This is a genomic window from Vagococcus sp. AM17-17 (genome assembly GCF_003471765.1).
GTDB lineage: Bacteria > Bacillota > Bacilli > Lactobacillales > Vagococcaceae > Vagococcus > Vagococcus teuberi.
On record NZ_QRJY01000003.1, the window covers coordinates 83286 to 100771 of the forward strand.

Annotated in this window: 16 protein-coding genes; 9 read left to right on the forward strand and 7 right to left on the reverse strand. The window is 33.3% G+C overall.

Annotated elements, in window-relative coordinates:
* Positions 1–19 precede the first annotated feature (19 nt).
* Positions 20–1354, reverse strand: a complete 1335-nt coding sequence (locus tag DW196_RS06090) for an FAD-dependent oxidoreductase (RefSeq protein WP_118250626.1) — start codon at positions 1352–1354, stop codon at positions 20–22.
* A gap of 419 nt (positions 1355–1773) precedes the next feature.
* Here DW196_RS06090 and DW196_RS06095 point away from each other — a divergent pair, with 419 nt between their 5' ends.
* On the forward strand, positions 1774–2634 hold the full coding sequence (locus DW196_RS06095; RefSeq protein WP_118250627.1) for an ROK family protein: 861 nt from the start codon (positions 1774–1776) through the stop codon (positions 2632–2634).
* Positions 2635–2677: 43 nt separating this feature from the next.
* Here the strand turns inward: DW196_RS06095 and DW196_RS06100 are convergent, their stop codons facing one another.
* Both DW196_RS06100 and DW196_RS06105 read right to left on the reverse strand, forming a co-directional pair.
* The gene (locus DW196_RS06100) at positions 2678–3667 is read right to left on the reverse strand and encodes an aldose epimerase family protein (RefSeq protein ID WP_118250628.1); all 990 of its coding nucleotides are present in this window, start codon (positions 3665–3667) and stop codon (positions 2678–2680) included.
* Positions 3642–4253: an HAD hydrolase-like protein gene (locus DW196_RS06105; RefSeq protein ID WP_118250629.1), complete on the reverse strand. Its 612-nt coding sequence runs from the start codon at positions 4251–4253 to the stop codon at positions 3642–3644. Before DW196_RS06105 ends, DW196_RS06100 begins: the two co-directional genes overlap by 26 nt.
* Positions 4254–4504: 251 nt before the next feature.
* On the opposite strand from DW196_RS06105, the gene ahpC reads away from it, so the two are divergent.
* The 4 genes from ahpC (at position 4505) to DW196_RS06125 (ending at position 7872) form a co-directional block, all read left to right on the forward strand.
* Positions 4505–5068, forward strand: coding sequence for an alkyl hydroperoxide reductase subunit C (gene ahpC, locus DW196_RS06110; RefSeq protein ID WP_118250630.1), 564 nt, complete (start codon positions 4505–4507; stop codon positions 5066–5068).
* Between the two features lie 10 nt (positions 5069–5078).
* Positions 5079–6605, forward strand: a complete 1527-nt coding sequence (gene ahpF / locus DW196_RS06115; RefSeq protein WP_118250631.1) for an alkyl hydroperoxide reductase subunit F — start codon at positions 5079–5081, stop codon at positions 6603–6605.
* A gap of 120 nt (positions 6606–6725) precedes the next feature.
* Entirely contained in the window at positions 6726–7046 is a 321-nt protein-coding gene (locus DW196_RS06120) for a PadR family transcriptional regulator (protein ID WP_071456497.1), read from the forward strand.
* Between the two features lie 4 nt (positions 7047–7050).
* Positions 7051–7872, forward strand: a complete 822-nt coding sequence (locus DW196_RS06125; protein WP_118250632.1) for a hypothetical protein — start codon at positions 7051–7053, stop codon at positions 7870–7872.
* A gap of 39 nt (positions 7873–7911) precedes the next feature.
* On the opposite strand, the gene DW196_RS06130 is transcribed toward DW196_RS06125, so the two are convergent.
* From DW196_RS06130 to DW196_RS06145, 4 genes are all read right to left on the reverse strand, one after another.
* Positions 7912–9633, reverse strand: a complete 1722-nt coding sequence (locus DW196_RS06130; protein WP_118250633.1) for an ABC transporter permease/substrate binding protein — start codon at positions 9631–9633, stop codon at positions 7912–7914.
* Positions 9626–10843, reverse strand: a complete 1218-nt coding sequence (locus tag DW196_RS06135) for a glycine betaine/L-proline ABC transporter ATP-binding protein (protein ID WP_071456500.1) — start codon at positions 10841–10843, stop codon at positions 9626–9628. Before DW196_RS06135 ends, DW196_RS06130 begins: the two co-directional genes overlap by 8 nt.
* Before the next feature lie 138 nt (positions 10844–10981).
* The gene (locus DW196_RS06140) at positions 10982–11617 is read right to left on the reverse strand and encodes a TrkA C-terminal domain-containing protein (RefSeq protein ID WP_117973103.1); all 636 of its coding nucleotides are present in this window, start codon (positions 11615–11617) and stop codon (positions 10982–10984) included.
* Positions 11618–11820: 203 nt separating this feature from the next.
* On the reverse strand, positions 11821–12276 hold the full coding sequence (locus DW196_RS06145) for a hypothetical protein (protein WP_118250634.1): 456 nt from the start codon (positions 12274–12276) through the stop codon (positions 11821–11823).
* Here DW196_RS06145 and DW196_RS06150 point away from each other — a divergent pair.
* From DW196_RS06150 to DW196_RS06165, 4 genes are all read left to right on the forward strand, one after another.
* Entirely contained in the window at positions 12276–12419 is a 144-nt protein-coding gene (locus tag DW196_RS06150) for a hypothetical protein (RefSeq protein ID WP_187363584.1), read from the forward strand. The genes DW196_RS06145 and DW196_RS06150 overlap by 1 nt on opposite strands.
* A gap of 153 nt (positions 12420–12572) precedes the next feature.
* On the forward strand, positions 12573–14726 hold the full coding sequence (locus DW196_RS06155) for a UvrD-helicase domain-containing protein (RefSeq protein ID WP_118250635.1): 2154 nt from the start codon (positions 12573–12575) through the stop codon (positions 14724–14726).
* A 68-nt stretch (positions 14727–14794) separates the two neighbouring features.
* Entirely contained in the window at positions 14795–15574 is a 780-nt protein-coding gene (locus DW196_RS06160; RefSeq protein ID WP_118250636.1) for a sulfite exporter TauE/SafE family protein, read from the forward strand.
* A 130-nt stretch (positions 15575–15704) separates the two neighbouring features.
* Positions 15705–17486, forward strand: a complete 1782-nt coding sequence (locus tag DW196_RS06165; protein ID WP_118250637.1) for an oleate hydratase — start codon at positions 15705–15707, stop codon at positions 17484–17486.

The following is a 17486-nucleotide window of genomic DNA, read 5'->3' on the forward strand; positions in this document are numbered from 1 at the left end:
TCCCATATAATAGTAGAAACTAGTTCATAGCTGCTTGTGCTAATAAGTTTAAATAGTTCCATGGACGATCAAAATGAGGTTGGAAGAAGAAGTCGGATAGAGCTAAATCTTCAACAGTCATTTTATTTTGAATGGCTAAAGACAATGTATTTGCTGACTGAGTGATATCATATTTCGACATTAATTGACCGCCTAATATGCGTTTTGTATCCTTGTCAAAAACCAATTGCATCATAACTTTTTCCGTTGTAGGCATAAATTCTGGACGGTAGTTATCTTCTAAATATGCCATATCAGCATTAATTCCTTGAGCTAATGCATTTTCTATGGTTAAACCGGTTGATCCTATTTTCCAACCAAATAAGTATAATCCAGACGTTCCTTGAGTCCCACGATAAGCTAGAATTGGTTTTTTAATATTTTTTCCAACTAATAAGCCTTGTCTAACGGCGTTTGTTGCTAAAGGAATATAGTTATCTGATTGTGTTGGGTTATAGTGAACAATTGCACTATCTCCTGCAGCAAAAATATCAGGTTGACTTGTTTGCATATACTCATTCACTTTAATCGCACCATTAGGTAATTTATCCACTTTGTCACCTAATAATTCTGTCGAAGGTTTAAATCCAACACACAGAATCACCATGTCAGCTTCAAATGATTTAGAAGCCGTATGTACTTTTTTCACATTAGAGTGCTCATCGGATTCAAAGTGTGCCACATTTTCTCCTAAAGCTAGTGTGACTCCTTGGTTCAGTAACTCTTGTTCTAGTTTATCTGTAAATGGTTTGTCTAAATATTTATTTAATATACGGTCAAGACCATCGATTAAGGTTACGTTTTTACCTGACTCGACAAACGCTTCAACTAACTCAATCCCAATATATCCACCACCAACCACAACGATTCTTTTGGCATCTTTAGCAGAGTCTATAATTTTATTTGCTTGATTATAATTTTTACATAATAAAATGTTATTGGCTTCAATTCCTGGAATAGGAGGAACAATAGGCCATGATCCTGTTGTCATCACTAATTTATCATATGACGTAATGCTTGTTTCATTTGTTTTCAAGTTGACAGCTGTCACTTGTTTAAGTTCAGTATCGATGGATGTCACATTATGCTCCATGTTTACTGTAGCACCTAGAGAAGCTAGCTCCTCAGGATTTGAGTAGAATAAGTCTTGCGCGTTTTTGACAACGCCACCAACGTAGAGCGCGATTCCACATGATAGGAACGACACATTATCGTTTCTTTCATAGACAATCACTTCAGCTTCTGGTGATTCTTTTAAAATACTTTTTACCGCAGATGTCCCTGCATGAGTACATCCTATAACAACAACTTTCATTGTATCCACCCTTACATGTATTTTTTATCACAAATATATCTATATGTGATATGTTCAAAATATAACAGAAAGTAAAACCTTAGTATATGTTTATGCTTGTGAATTTAATGAAATAAAAAGTAAGTTTTTTAAATAATATGTGACCAATTTTTCAATTTTTTTGTTTGTTATGTCATCCAAAAATAGAAAGAATAGATAAATCTATTTTATATTGTGTAATATTTTTCATAAAAAAATTTCACAATCTAAAAATAAAAGTGAAATTTTATTAAAAAAAATACCTTATAAACAAAATACGTGTCACATTTTGTTTTAAGTGAAAGACTTAGTTGAACTAATCGTAGTATTGTTAGATAATGAGTTAAATATACTAATTATTAAATAAAGGCAGTCGATAAATAAGTTGATGAGGTGATACAATGGCAAATCTTGCTGTATTTGATATAGGAGGAACGGCAGTAAAATGCGGTTTATGGGAAGATGGCAGGTTATCGTTTAATACACAGTTTTTTACTCCAAAAAATTTAGATTCAATAATTGAACAAATGAAAAAAGTAATAAGTCATTATCCAGTTGATATAGAAGGAGTAGCTATTAGTGCTCCAGGTGTGGTTGATGATAAAGCTCGGGTAATTGATGGCATTAGTGCAGTACCATATCTTCATAATTGCCCTATATTTGATATATTTGAAAAAGCTTTTAAGTTGCCCATTCGAATTGAAAATGATGCGAATTGTGCAGGGATTGCTGAGATGAATTGTGGAGTGGGGACAAATGTCAATCACGCATTATTTCTTGTTTTAGGAACGGGTGTTGGTGGAGCAGTATTTATAAATGGTTCCCTTTATAAAGGAGCTCACTTATTTGGTGGAGAATTTGGTTTGATGAAAAATCATACAAATAGAATATTGAGTGAAACTGGTACAATTGTTAAGGCGACTAAGGCATACGAAAAAGTTACTGGCGAAGCAATTGATGGAAAACAATTGTTTAGATTAGCCGGTTTACGAGATCCATTAGCCAATAAATTATTGGATACGATGTATGAAAACATCTCTCAAATACTATATGATTTACAAGTGGCTTTGGATCCAGAGATGATTATCGTTGGTGGAGCTATTTCAGAAAGACCAGAAGTGATTGATGAGTTACAAAAACGGTTATATGAAAAGTTAGCAAGTGTTCGATTACAACATATCACACCAGTTGTATCAGCATGCCAATTTAAAAATGATGCCAATTTAATCGGGGCAGCAATTAATTTTATCGAAACAATATAAAAAAGCAGACATCAATAATGACTTGGTGTCTGTCTTTTTAGCATCATGAAACAAAGAATTGATAGGTAGTATGCCATGTTTTAATTTGTTGTTCTTTGAGATCGATATTTCCTAAGTGAGGATGATTTACCACATCAGGTAATTCCTGAGTCTCAATTGCGATACCTAATTGAGAATGCATTTTTTCTCCCGATACTGATTGATCAGTAGCAAAACCTGTTGTAGAAAACACAACAGCAGCTTGTCTATCAGAAAATAGCTGAATATTTCTTCCATTGTTTGGTTGACTTAATATAATTTGAGGCTGTTCAGATGTCAGTAAAAAAGCATCATCAATACCGTTAGGTAAAGAATTTAGGGCTTCTTTTAGTAAGCGAGGTTGTCTAAAATCATAACCAGTGTTTACTACGTCAAGTAATTCTCCAGTAGGAATCGTTTCGTCATCTGTTTCTAAAATATTATCTGCGTGGATAGTTAATAGATGATTGGTGATGTCTTTTTTATCCTTACCATTTAGATTAAAGTAAATATGGTTAGTAGGATTGACAATTGTATCACTGTCAGAGTGGCAACTCGTTGTCATTTCAATTGCGTCATCTGTTACTTTATAAGAATTTTTGACATAAATTGGTCCGGGATAATCTGTTAATGTGTCTTTTAACATAAAATGAACAATCGTATTTTCGTCATGTTCTTCAATGTCAAATGCCCAAAATTGATGCCACCAGCCATTACTGCCTCCATGCAAGTGATGATTACCGTTATTTTTTTCAAATTGATACCCATTCCATTTTCCTTTTTTAATACGTCCAGCTACAGGTCCAACTAGTGCACCAAATTGAGCATTATCATTGATAATTTCTTCCGGAGTATCTGGTGAAAGTAAAATGTTATCTTTATTACCAACTCTATCTGGGGTGATCCACTCTTGAATTCTAGCCCCAAAATCAACGAACGTGACACTGTGATTTGATTTTGTAACGGTAATATAATGGATATCTGTTTGTTTATCGTGAATAATATTGTAAGTCATTGGTTTCCTCCCAAATTTTTTTTAAAAAACATAATGTTAACTCTTCGGTATTTTGAATGGTGAAATCAGTTGAATATGATAGGTCATTCTGTGATAACAATATGGATATTATTGGTTTATTATCCATAGCATTAAGAGTTACTAAATCATCTATAACAAGAATATCATATGTCACTTTTTTTAAGTCATTTGATGTGATTAGCTTAATATACGACGGCAGTTCTAATTGCTCGATTAATTTATTTGCCAAGTCATCGTCAGATATCGCATAAATCAATATATTTTGTTTATGAGCGTCAGTTATTAAAGCGAGAATTCCAGGATAAATATCGTCGTCATCAATATCGTCTAATTCGTCATCATATAATCTATTTTTTTCTAAAATGAGTTCCTCCTTTTGTTGATGTGACAAGTTATCTATCTCTTCTAACCATTGATGACTTCGAAATACTTTTTGTTCCTCAAAAGACAACTCGTTTGGAATAGTTATATTAAAAGAACGACAAGCATCTAGGAAACATTCATAGTGGAGATAAGTTGTATCCGTTATTAAACCATCTAAGGGTAGTACAATTGTTGAAAACACAAGACACCTCTCTATATCTGTAATGAAAGAGTTTACTAAGTTCATTTTAACGAAATAATAAACGTTTGTCACTGGTTATTAGGTGATAATAAGAATAGGCTAAAAGTATATAAATGGATAATACGTGTTATTTTAATGAATGTTGTCAGTTATATAAGTTAATGTTTGACTTAAAAAGATTATTTGTTTATAATTATTATAAATAAGGCTCATTTAAATTAGAGCGAATAAATATATGGAGGGTTATTATTATGTCATTAATTGGAAAAGAAGTAGAAGAATTTAACGCACAAGCTTACCACAAAGGAGAATTTATTTCTGTTTCTAATGAAGATTTAAAAGGTAAATGGAGTATTATTTGTTTTTATCCTGCTGATTTTACGTTTGTTTGTCCAACTGAGTTAGAAGACCTACAAGAGCAATATGCAACATTGAAAGAGTTAGGTGTGGAAGTTTATTCTTGTTCAACAGATACACACTTTACACACAAAGCGTGGCATGATACATCTGATGCGATTGGTAAAATTGAATACATCATGTTAGCAGACCCATCACATACCATTTCACGTCAATTTGACGTTTTAGATGAAGAAGCAGGTGCAGCACAACGTGGAACATTTATTATTGATCCAGATGGTATTGTTCAAACAATTGAAATCAATGCTGATGGTATTGGACGTGAAGCAAGTGTTTTAGTTGATAAAATTCGTGCAGCACAATATGTACGTGAAAATCCAGGTGAAGTTTGTCCAGCTAAATGGAAAGAAAATGGTGAAACATTAAAACCAAGTTTTGATTTAGTCGGAAAAATATAAGGAGAAAAATATGTTAGATAATGAAACAAAAGCTCAATTAAAGCAGTATTTAGAATTACTTGAATCCGACATAGAGTTTAAAGCGAGTTTGGATGAGAGTGACTCTTCAAATAAAGTAAGAGAATTCCTAACAGGAGTTTGTGAGTTGTCTCCACGATTAACACTGGTTGAAGAAACATTAAAAAGAACACCTAGTTTTGAGATTAATCAACCAGGTCAAACAAGTGGTGTGATGTTTGCAGGACTGCCTTTAGGACATGAATTTTCATCATTTATTTTAGCGTTATTACAAGTGAGTGGACGTGCACCTAAAGTTGAAGACTCTGTAATTAATGTGATTAAAAAAATTGATGAGCCGATGAGTTTTGAAACATTTGTTAGTTTAACATGCCATAATTGCCCGGATGTGGTTCAAGCACTAAATATCATGAGTGTTGTTAATCCAAACATTTCTCACACGATGATTGAAGGTGGTATGTATCAAGACGAAGTTAATGAGAAAAAAGTCATGGCAGTGCCTACCGTTTTTCTAAATGGAGAGGAATTTTCAAGTGGTCGTATGGAATTGAGTACTATTTTAGAAAAAATTCTTGGTAGTGTTGATATCAGTGATATCGATCAAGAAAATCCATATGATGTGCTTGTGATTGGTGGAGGACCTGCTGGTGGAGCTGCCGCAATTTATGCAGCAAGAAAAGGAATCCGTACTGGAATGGTAGTTGATACATTCGGTGGCCAAGTGATGGATACATTAGGTATTGAAAATGTCATTGGCACACCTTATATAGAAGGCCCACAGTTGATGAATCAAGTCGAAGAGCATGTGAACCAATACAATGTTGATATTATGAAAAATCAACGAGCAAAAGATATTCAGAAAAATGATTTTGTTGAAGTGTCTCTAGAAAGCGGAGCAGTGGTAAAAACGAAATCATTAGTTATTTCAACAGGTGCCAGATGGCGAAACATCAATGTACCTGGTGAAAAAGAATTTAAAAATAAAGGGATTGCCTATTGTCCTCACTGTGACGGCCCATTATTTGCAGGCAAAGATATTGCAGTTATTGGTGGAGGAAATTCTGGTATTGAGGCTGCTATTGATTTAGCTGGTATGGGAAAACATGTTTATGTACTAGAATTTTTACCTGAATTAAAAGCCGATAAGGTGTTGCAAGATAAATTATATTCACTACCAAATGTTACTGTGATAACAAATGCAGCCACTAAATCAATTGAGGGTAGTGATAGTGTTGAAAAATTAGTTTATGAAGATGTTAATACGAAAGAACAACATGAATTAAATGTCAGTGGTGTGTTCATTTTGATTGGGTTAGTCCCCAATACAGAATGGTTGCCAGACACCATTTACACAACAGATCGTGGTGAAATCTTAGTTGATAGCCATGGTATGACTAATGTTCCAGGCGTTTTTGCTGCAGGAGATTGTACAAATAGTGCGTACAAACAAATTATTATCTCTATGGGAAGTGGCGCAACAGCTGCTTTAGGAGCGTTTGATTATTTAATTCGTCAATAACTAAAAAAACTGATTCCGATTATGGAATCAGTTTTTTTGTACACTATTATGTTTTACATAGTAGTTTTATTGTGATATATTATATTCAGTAGTTGGTATGACATAGTAGTGGAGGAAAACATGAAACAAACTCAATTATTAAAAGGGATTCTCGAAGGGTGTGTACTATCTATCTTAAAAGATGAGACAACATATGGTTATGAATTAGTTCAAAAATTAATTCAGTTTGGGTTCGCCGATTTAAGTGCGGGGACAGTGTATCCTTTATTACAAAAATTGGAAAAGCAACATATGATTTCTGGTGAACTAAGAGCCTCGCCAGATGGCCCAAATCGTAAGTATTACTCGCTCACAGAAGAGGGAATAGACCGTTTGGAAGAGTTTAATGATCAATGGGAAAAACTCAGTGACATTGTGAATGTCATATTAAAAAGGGGATAAGGTAATGATAGAGGAAATGATTGAAAAAAATAATGAGTTAAGAGATAAATTAACGCCAGAGAATAAAAAATATTATGAGAAAATATTACTATATACACGATTTAAAGGATTGTTTGGCGATGATGAGATGATTGAAACGGCATTATTAAATATCTTATATGATTTACTTGATGCACAAGAATCAGGTATTTCAGCTGAAGGTTATTTCGGTAAAGAACCAAAAAGTTATTTAGATGAGTTGTTCAAAGAGATGCCACAAATTCCTTTAAGAAAAAAATTATCCATATTTTATATGGTGTTTGGAATAAGCTCTGGATTTTCTTTATATAGTACACTCACGCAAAGAAATCCCTCAATAAATATTTTGACTATTTTATTAAATGGAGTACTTAGCATGTTGTTAGTGTTTAGCGTGTTTAAATATTTAGAAAAAATGACGTTTAAAGGAAATAAACAATCAAAAATGATGGAATATATTGGTGTTTTTATTATTAGTGTATTGTTAATAGTAGGATATGTTGGTTCAGTTATGATAGGAAATAGGTTTTTATCTATTCCGCTTCCTTTATACCTGTCAATTTTTGTTATAGTTATTGCAATGATAGCTGTTTCGTATGTTATTATCAGAAGAAAAAATAAACCCTATTATAGTTACTTAGTATTTGGATGGGGAATTACTTTTTTTACTACAATAAGTAGATTGCCACAGACACAAAAATGGTTTGAATCAGAGCCTGTCATGATAGGAAGTATCATAGTGATATTATTAGGTAGTTTTTTAACTGCAAGATTTTCTCAAAAATCTATTTTAGAAGAAGACAAATAACAAAGAAACTCGTAAATTTACGAGTTTCTTTGTTTGGTTCTATTTTAACCAACTTTCAACTTTATCTTGGTTGTTGTCGACCCATTCTTTTGCAGCTACTTCAGGACTTTCTCCTTCATTAATAGCTAACATAACTGTTCCCATATCTTCGGTTGACCAGTTGAAGTTTTTTAAGATTTTATAAGCTTCTGGTGAATCATCTTTCAACCCTAAACGAGTAAATGTGTTAATTTGTTCAGGAGCGCCCATCGCTTCTTTAGGATCTTCTAAATATTTTAAATCATATTTACTAAACATCCAATGAGGAGTCCAACCTGTAATAATAATTGGTTCTTTATTTTTGATCGCTTGATCAAGAGCAACTACCATTGCTCCAGAAGAAGATGTTTCAACTTTCCAATCATTTAAGTTTGGATAAGCTTTAATTGTATTATTAGCAGCTGTTACGACTCCAGCGCCAGGTTCAATACCCGTAATAGTTTTATCAGCCTGGTTTGATAAATCTTCAATAGAAGAAACATCCATATAACTAGGAACAACTAAACCAACTTTTGCTCCATCTAAGTTTGGGCCAAGAATATCAACTTTATCTTTATATTGATCAGCTTGAGCTTTATGAGTACTTGGTAACCAAGCGGACACACTAGCATCAGCTTTTCCTGTTGCAACAGATTCCCACATAATAGCATTATCTAGTGGTGTTGTTTCAACGTCAAACCCTTGACGTTTTAATACTTCTGCTAATACATGTGTTGAGGCAACTTCTGAATCCCATTCAACATAAGCCAAGTTAATTTTTTTATCACTTGATTTATTTGAAGATAGGAACATAGATGACCCAATGGCAGCAACTAAAACTGCAACAGCTGCAATAATTGTTACTTTTTTCTGCTTAGGATTTGTGGCTTTTGTTTTTTTAGCACGTGGTTTATTAACATACTGTGTGAATCGATCGATGATAATCGCTAAAATAACTAAAGCTAATCCATTAACGAATCCATTACCAACTTGTGCACGTTGTAGGGCTGATAATACACCTCGACCTAAACCAGGAGCACCAATCATTGATGCAATAACCACCATTGATAGGGCAAGCATTGTTGTTTGGTTAATACCAGCCAAGATAGTACTTTTTGCTAAAGGTAATTCCAATTTAAATAATTTTTGCTTTCCTGTACTACCAAATGAATCGGCCGCTTCAACTAATTCTTCTGGGACTTGGCGAATTCCTAAATTGGTAAAACGAACAGTAGGTGGTAATGCGAAAATAACGGACGCGAAAACCCCTGGAACCATCCCAATACCAAAGAACGCAACAGCTGGAATTAAGTAAACAAAACCAGGCATTGTCTGCATAAAGTCTAAGATAGGAGTTAAAATAGCTTGAGCTTTATCACTTTTAGCCATTAAAATTCCAAGTGGCACACCAATAATAATAGAGAAAACACTTGAAATTAAAACTAGTGTCACTGTATTCATTAAATCAGTCCAGAGACCTTGGTTTAAAATAAACAATAGACCAAGGAATGTAAAAACAGTTAGCCCTTTTTTCTTATCTGAAATATAGAAAGCTAGAGCAGTCATTAAAATAATAAAAATCAGTGGTGGAATGGCCGTTAATAAATTTGTCATACCACCCATTATTTGTTTCCCTAAAGTTTCAATTAAAGAGAATAATCCAGAAAAGGTATTTGTAAACCAATCAGTTATATTTTCTACCCAGTCTGCAACTGGTAAAGCATTCATTAGTATACTATTCATTATCCATCACCTCATTTTCATCAGTTGTTTCAGCCAGTGCTTCAATCACGCTTCCTCGAATCACAACACCTAACAAGCGATCGTTATCTTCATTGTCAACAACAGCTAGTGGTGTTGGAGAATCATAGATGAGAGGGAAAATATCACTAATTAGCATATCTTTTTCTACTGTAATGATATTTTTATCTAAAACATCATGTAATGTTTGTTTATTTTTTCTAGCCTGTGCCGCAGCATCTGCTGTAATAGTACCTAGTAATTCACGTTTTTTATTTACAGCAACTAACATACTGACTTCTTCACTTCTCATACGTTGTAGGGCAACGTTTGGTCCGTCAATATCAAGATTAGTTGTTATTGCGGGCACCATGATATTTTGCGCCGTTAAGACTTTTGAACGGTCAACATCTTCAACGAATTCACGGACGTAATCATTGGCTGGATTTGTTAGGATTTCTTCACCAGTACCAATTTGCATAATTTGACCATCTTTCATTAAAGCAATTCTATCACCAATTCTTAAAGCTTCATTTAAATCATGGGTGATAAAGATGATGGTTTTTTTCACTTTATCTTGCAATTCAATTAACTCATCTTGCATTTCACGACGAATTAATGGATCAAGAGCTGAAAAGGCTTCGTCCATTAATAAGATTTCTGGATCATTTGCTAAGGCACGTGCTAATCCTACACGTTGTTGCATCCCACCTGATAATTGATCAGGGTATTGATCTTTAAAAGTAAGTAAACCAGAATTTTCTAATGCTTTTTCGGCACGTTGTTGTCGTTCTTCTTTTTCAACACCACGAACTTCTAAACCATATTCTGTATTTTCTAAAATTGTACGATGTGGAAATAAGCCGAAATTTTGGAATACCATACTCATTTTATGACGTCTTACTTCTCTTAATTCATCTTTATCAAGTTTGGCAATATCTTGTCCGTCAATATAAATATCACCAGAAGTTGGCTCAATAATTCGATTAATTAGACGAATTAATGTTGACTTACCACTACCAGAAAGCCCCATGATAACGAAAATTTCGCCTTCTTTGACGTCGAAATTAACATCATATACACCAACAGTTGCCCCAGTTTCTTTGACAATGTCTGTTTTGGATTTTTTTTCTTTTACCATTTGTAAAGCAACCTGTTGTTGTTGTTTTTTACCAAAAATTTTGGTCAAATTTTCAACCTTTACTTTAGTCATTACAAAACTCCTTTATATAATTTCTTTTTTACTCGAAGTGACCACACTATGTTATAACGAAATGGTCACTTTGTCAAAGATAAAAAAGCCTTATTATCATATTTTCTGAAAATAAAATGATAATAAGGCTTGATATAACTAGGATTCAGATGGATAAAAAAAATTTGAGAGACGTTGTTTTGAAAATTCATCTCCAATGAAATATAAAATGTCACCAGCAGTTATTTTTGCGTAAGGACCAGGTGATACGAGAAGCTGTTGGTCATGTAATATAGCGACAACTGTTGCGGATGTTTCTTGCCATAGATTTAAGTCTTTGATGGTTTGATTGAGATACTTTGCTTCGTTTGTTAAAAGTAGCTCAGATGGAAGAAGTGGATTGGCATGATTGATTTTTTTTGTTTGAGAAACAAGTAAATTCGCTAAATCAGTTAAGTCATCCAATTCCTTTTTTTGTTGTTGAATATTCATTAGTAAGTCTTGTTTGATTTCTTCAATATTTTGGACATCTTTATATTGTGATAAAAAAGAGGTTGCTTTTTCTTTTGATGCTACAATGACACCACTGCCATGTTTGACTTCCATAATACCAACATCAACTAAAATATTGACAGCTTTTCTGGCTGTTTCGGGTGATACACTAAAAGTATTAGCTAAAGTTGATCTGGCATGAATTTTGTCACCAACTTTATAGTAATTCGTATCAATTCGTTCAGCAATTTCAATTGCCACTTGTTGATACTTAGGTAATATAATTTTTTTATGTTTGACCATGTTGCTCGACCCTTTCTACGTTACTTATTATCGCTATCGTACTAAAAAAAGAACTAAAATGCAAAAAGGTTTTTTATTGACTAACTGGTATTTGGATTCTAATAAACATATTTCTCTCTAGTTTTGAAGTATGTGACATTTTTCTGATAATTTCACATAAATAGTCACCATTAATTCGTCTGTGTGAGGTAGTCACTTTGTCTTTAAAGGCTATGAAACATCTTTTTTTCTTTAACGAAAGACTGATAGTAATCAATTACAAATTCGCTAGATTTTAAAGTCACAACATTTGATAAATGGTTCAAATCAGCCGAACAAAAAACGAAAAAAGTATTGGAGTAAAGATTATCTTGAAGTAAATCAGTCTGTTTGATGATAGTGCCAACATGACTGAACTGTAGATTAGGTAAATGATGTGTTGCAAGTGACTGTTTGAACTGTCTCAGATAACTTTCGTACTCCATACTCGATAAATCATAGATATTGACATCAATTGTGTACGTATATAGGTAACGAGTTGGGAATGATTGGTATTCAAAAGATTGAATTTCTCTATTTTTTTGGTAAATCATGTTATTATTTAAAAACGTTTCAGTGATATTGATTTGTTGCTGAATCTTTTTTTGTTGTTCTTTTAATGCGTTAAGATTTAACGCCAATGTTTCATGTATCCTTGGCTCATACATGTGCGACTGTTGTGAATCGTATTCCATCATTATTACAAGCACCAGCAGGATTTATCACAGCAGAAAAATTAAACGAAGTAGAATTTACTACTTATCCATTACATATGTATAAATGAAAATAGGGTAAACTGCGGGGATACTTTTTAAGTATTTACCGCAGTCTTTTAGATTATTTGGCTAAACGAGTGTTCTTATCTTGTCTTAGAAAAAAAATGATGATATGGTTATTCTTTAATAATGCAGTTCCATGTTGAAAGGAATGAACATCAATGTCTGAAAAAATTCGACAACAAGAAGAAGATTATTTGAAATCAACGTATCATCAGTTGCAGAAAACACAAAAAACACTTGGTGAGTGGTTAAATGAAACAAAGCAATCTGGTCAAACGATGATGAGCAAAATTACAGAAGACATTAAACTAAATGTAGATGGCATATCTGATAAGTTAGATAGTTTTTCGCAAATAGAAATGAAAAATCGTGAAATTGATCAGTATAATATCAAAATTAGAAATGGTGAAGTCACTTTAGATAAAGTTAATCGATTATTAGAAAATCCATATTTTGGAAAAATTAAAGTCGACTTTTTAGATGAAGAAGAGCCAGAGTCTTTTTATATTGGGATGCATGGTTTTTCAGATGCTAATAATGATAACTTGATTTATGATTGGCGCTCTCCAATAGCTGAATTATTCTATAATAATGAAATAGGCCCTTCATCATATGACGTGAGAGGAAATACCATTGAAACATCCATTGAAGAACGACGTCAATTTGTCATTGAAAAAGACAAGCTGATTACTTATTTCGATACGATGGTGTCGATTCAAGACGATGTATTGCTCGATGCTTTAGCAAAAGATGATACCAAAAAAATGCGTGACATCACAGCGACAATTCAAAAAGAGCAAAATGTAATTATTCGTGACACAAGTACGCCTTATATGCTAGTCAATGGAGTCGCAGGTAGTGGGAAAACATCTGCTATCATGCAACGAATTGCGTATTTACTATATAATATGCAAGATGACATTACCTCTGATGATGTGTTGATACTGTCTCCAAACAAAGCATTTATTCAATACGTGTCAGACGTATTGCCATCATTAGGAGAAAAAAATCCACGCAACATAACACTGTTACAATTTGCTCAAAGTTATATGCGTCGACATATTGAGTCAGAAGAAAATTATTTCAAACGAATCTCCAAAGAAAGCGTGTCAAAAGAAACAGAGTATTTAAGAGATGGTCAGTTTATTCATTACATAAAAGATAATGTTTATCGTGAGTTTGATAGCAGTAAATTGTTTGATGATATTACATTACGTGATAAAACGATTATTCCAAAAGAGCATATCAAAAAATTATTTGATGAAACACCAAACAATAGTCCGCATGTTGACCGAGTACAAGGAGTAAAACAACGCTTGTTAAGCAGTTGGAATCAACGCTTAATCCAACAATCTAGAACTAAAAAAATCCATGACCAAGTCACATCTTTAACAGAAGAACAACAAGAAAAATACTTTGGTCATTTAATCCAAGATGATTCTGAAAAAAGTTTAACACGCTATGCTGAACAGCTTTTAAGGAAGAAATATAAAAAAGTAACGCAGCAAATCAATCGTTATCGTTGGCTAAATCAGGAGATTTTATTTAATGAATTATTTAAAGGATTTTCAGGTGTCACGTATCAAAGACAAATGGCTCCTATTACGTTAGATGAGGCCATTGCGATTCTGACAATTACGCACTATTACGTAGAACGACTTACTATGCCAAATATGCGATTTGTCTTAGTGGATGAAGTGCAAGACTACACTCCAGCACAGTTACAATTCTTACTGTTGTTGTTTCCAAAAAGTGATTTTACTATGGTGGGGGATGAGAATCAGGCTATTTTTAATACAAACACACCATTTAAAGCAATTGAAGCATTGTTTACCTCTGATGGTAAAGAATTAACGACCTATCAACTATTGACGAGTTATCGTTCGACAGGGGCTATTACGAAAGCATTTAATGAATTATCTTTATCAAAAAATGCAACAATTGTGCCAATCAGACCACAAGGAGACGAACCTGTGCTGATTCAGTATAACGAGTTATCTGATATCAACACAATCGTAACGGATATTTTAACAGAATTGGACGGCGAAATATTAACCATTATTGTTAAAACAGAGGACGAAAAAGAATTACTTGAACATTGGTTTGACGAGTCATTGAATGTGCAGGTGACAAGTATTAACTTAGCTAAAGGTCTTGAATTTGATAATGTGCTACTCTGGGGTGCGTCAAGTGAGCATTACCATGACATTAGAGATCAAAAAATACTATATACAGCCTTTTCTCGTGCTATGAATCGACTGTATATTGCGTACGATAAAAACATCTCGCCACTTCTATCTTATTTGCTTTAATATTAATAGACAGACTACTGATCACCCGATAAACTAGGAGGTAAGTAGTCTTTTTTAGGAGGGAAAACATGGTTGGTTGGATTTATTTTTTCATTATTATTTTTGCAAATAGTATAGGTGCCGTATCAGGTATGGGTGGAGGAGTGATCATCAAACCATTATTTGATATATTAGGATTTCATGACGTATTAAGTATTTCATTTTACTCAACTGTAGCTGTTTTAAGTATGTCGATCGTCTCAACAATTAGGCAAGCACAAAATGGGATTAAAATAAATTGGTCATTTGCATTATGGCTATCTTTTGGTTCTGTCTTAGGTGGTATATTTGGCAGTCTTGGATTGGACAAATTAGTTGGCATCATGCCTTCTGAAAAGATTGTCTCATTGGTTCAAATCGTCTTGATTGTTGCAACGTTACTCTTTTCATATGCATATAGTAAAAAGCACTGGAGAGGGTACCAGTTAAACAGTACGATTTCTATTCTAGGATGTGGGTTATTTTTAGGAGCGATTGCTAGTTTTCTAGGAATAGGGGGAGGACCTTTAAATGTGGCTCTATTGATGATGCTGTTTCAAGTACCCATTAAAGATGCCACAGTATATTCTATTATTACGATTCTTTTTTCACAATTATCAAAGGTTATCACGATTTCAGTAAGTACCGGATTTTCTCAATTCGATTTAAGTTTACTTATGTATATCATTCCAGCTGGTATTATTGGTGGTTTTTTAGGAGCTTATTTAAGTAAAATAGTATCATCAGAAAAAGTGACGACAATTTATCAATTTGTGATAATTGGTGTCCTTCTTGTCAATTTTTATAATGCGTACAAATTGTTCTTATAAGAATTTTAACTTTTGTTGAATAAATAGTCTTTTTCGTCATTTTAAACGCATTAAATAAAATGTTTATTTAGATTATGTGCGTTAAAATAGTCTTTAGTAAGGGTAGAAACAAATACTGGAGGTTATGATAATGTATACAAGTAATGGAAATTATGAAGCATTTGCTCGACCAAAGAAACCAGAAAGAACAGATAAAATTTCAGCTGTCTATTTAGTAGGATCAGGATTAGCTTCATTATCTGCAGCAGCTTTTTTAATCAGAGATGCTCAATTACCGGGTAACAAAATTACGATTTTAGAAGAATTACCACTTCCAGGTGGGTCTCTTGATGGGATTGATAAAAATCATTATGGTTTTGTTATACGTGGTGGACGTGAGATGGAAAATCACTTTGAATGCTTATGGGATTTATATCGTTCAATTCCATCATTAGAGGTAGAAAATGCCTCAGTATTAGATGAATTTTATTGGTTAAATAAAGAAGACCCAAACTCATCAGAATGTCGCTTGATTCATAGCCAAGGTATTCAATCAGATACTGATGGAAAATTTACATTGACTGAAAAAGGATTAAAAGAAATTATCTCATTGTGTTTAACTAAAGAGGATGACTTACAAGATAAGAGGATTGATGAAGTCTTTTCACAAGAATTTTTTGACTCTAATTTTTGGAAATATTGGTGTACAATGTTTGCCTTTGAAAACTGGCACTCAGCAATGGAAATGCGTCGCTACTTAATGCGTTTTGTTCATCATATTGATGGATTAGCAGATTTTAGTGCATTGAAATTCACAAAATACAATCAGTATGAATCTCTGGTGATGCCATTAGTTGACTATTTAACTGAGCAAGGTGTGACAGTCCAATACAATACAAAAGTTGATAATATCATCGTGAATTGTTCTAACAATCAAAAAATAGCTGAAAAATTAGAATTAATAGTAGACGGTAAAGAACAAACAATCGAGTTAAAAGAAGACGATTTAGTGTTTGTAACAAATGGTTCAATCACTGAAAGTTCAACTTATGGTACACAAACAACACCAGCGCCAATTCCAAGTACAGAAGATCTTGGTGGTAGTTGGAATCTATGGAAAAAATTAGCTGAACAATGTGATGAATTTGGTCACCCAGAAAAATTCTGTGAAAACTTACCAAGTGAAAGCTGGGTTATATCAGCTACAATTACAACATTAGATAAAAAAATAGCACCATATCTTGAAAATATCAGTAAAAGAGATCCTTATTCTGGTCGTGTTGTGACAGGTGGGATTGTCTATTCTGAAGATTCAAATTGGCGTCAAAGTTACACTATTAATCGTCAACCGCACTTTAAAAAACAACCTAAAGATGAATTAGTTATCTGGTTTTACGCATTGTGTTCAAACAAAGATGGAAATTATGTGAAGAAACCAATTACCTCATGTACTGGTGAAGAAATAGCGAAAGAATGGTTGTATCATATTGGGGTACCCGTTGATAAGATTGATGATTTAGCTAAAAATTCTGTTAATGTTATCCCAACTTATATGCCATTTATTACGTCTTACTTTATGCCAAGAGCAAATGGTGATAGACCATTAGTTGTCCCAAATGGTTCTAAAAATCTAGCATTCATTGGAAATTTTGCTGAAACGAAACGAGACACAGTGTTTACAACAGAGTATTCTGTTAGAACAGCGATGGAAGCTGTGTATGAATTAATGGACGTTGATAGAGGCGTACCTGAAGTATTCGCATCAGCATTTGATATTCGAACATTACTTCGTGCAACTTATTATTTAACAGATAAGAAAACTCTCCCTGAAATAAAAGTACCTTGGTTAATGAGTAAGGTTGAAAAACATGAACTGAAAAAAATTCAAGGCACATTTGTTGAAGAGTTATTAAAAGATAATCATTTATTATAA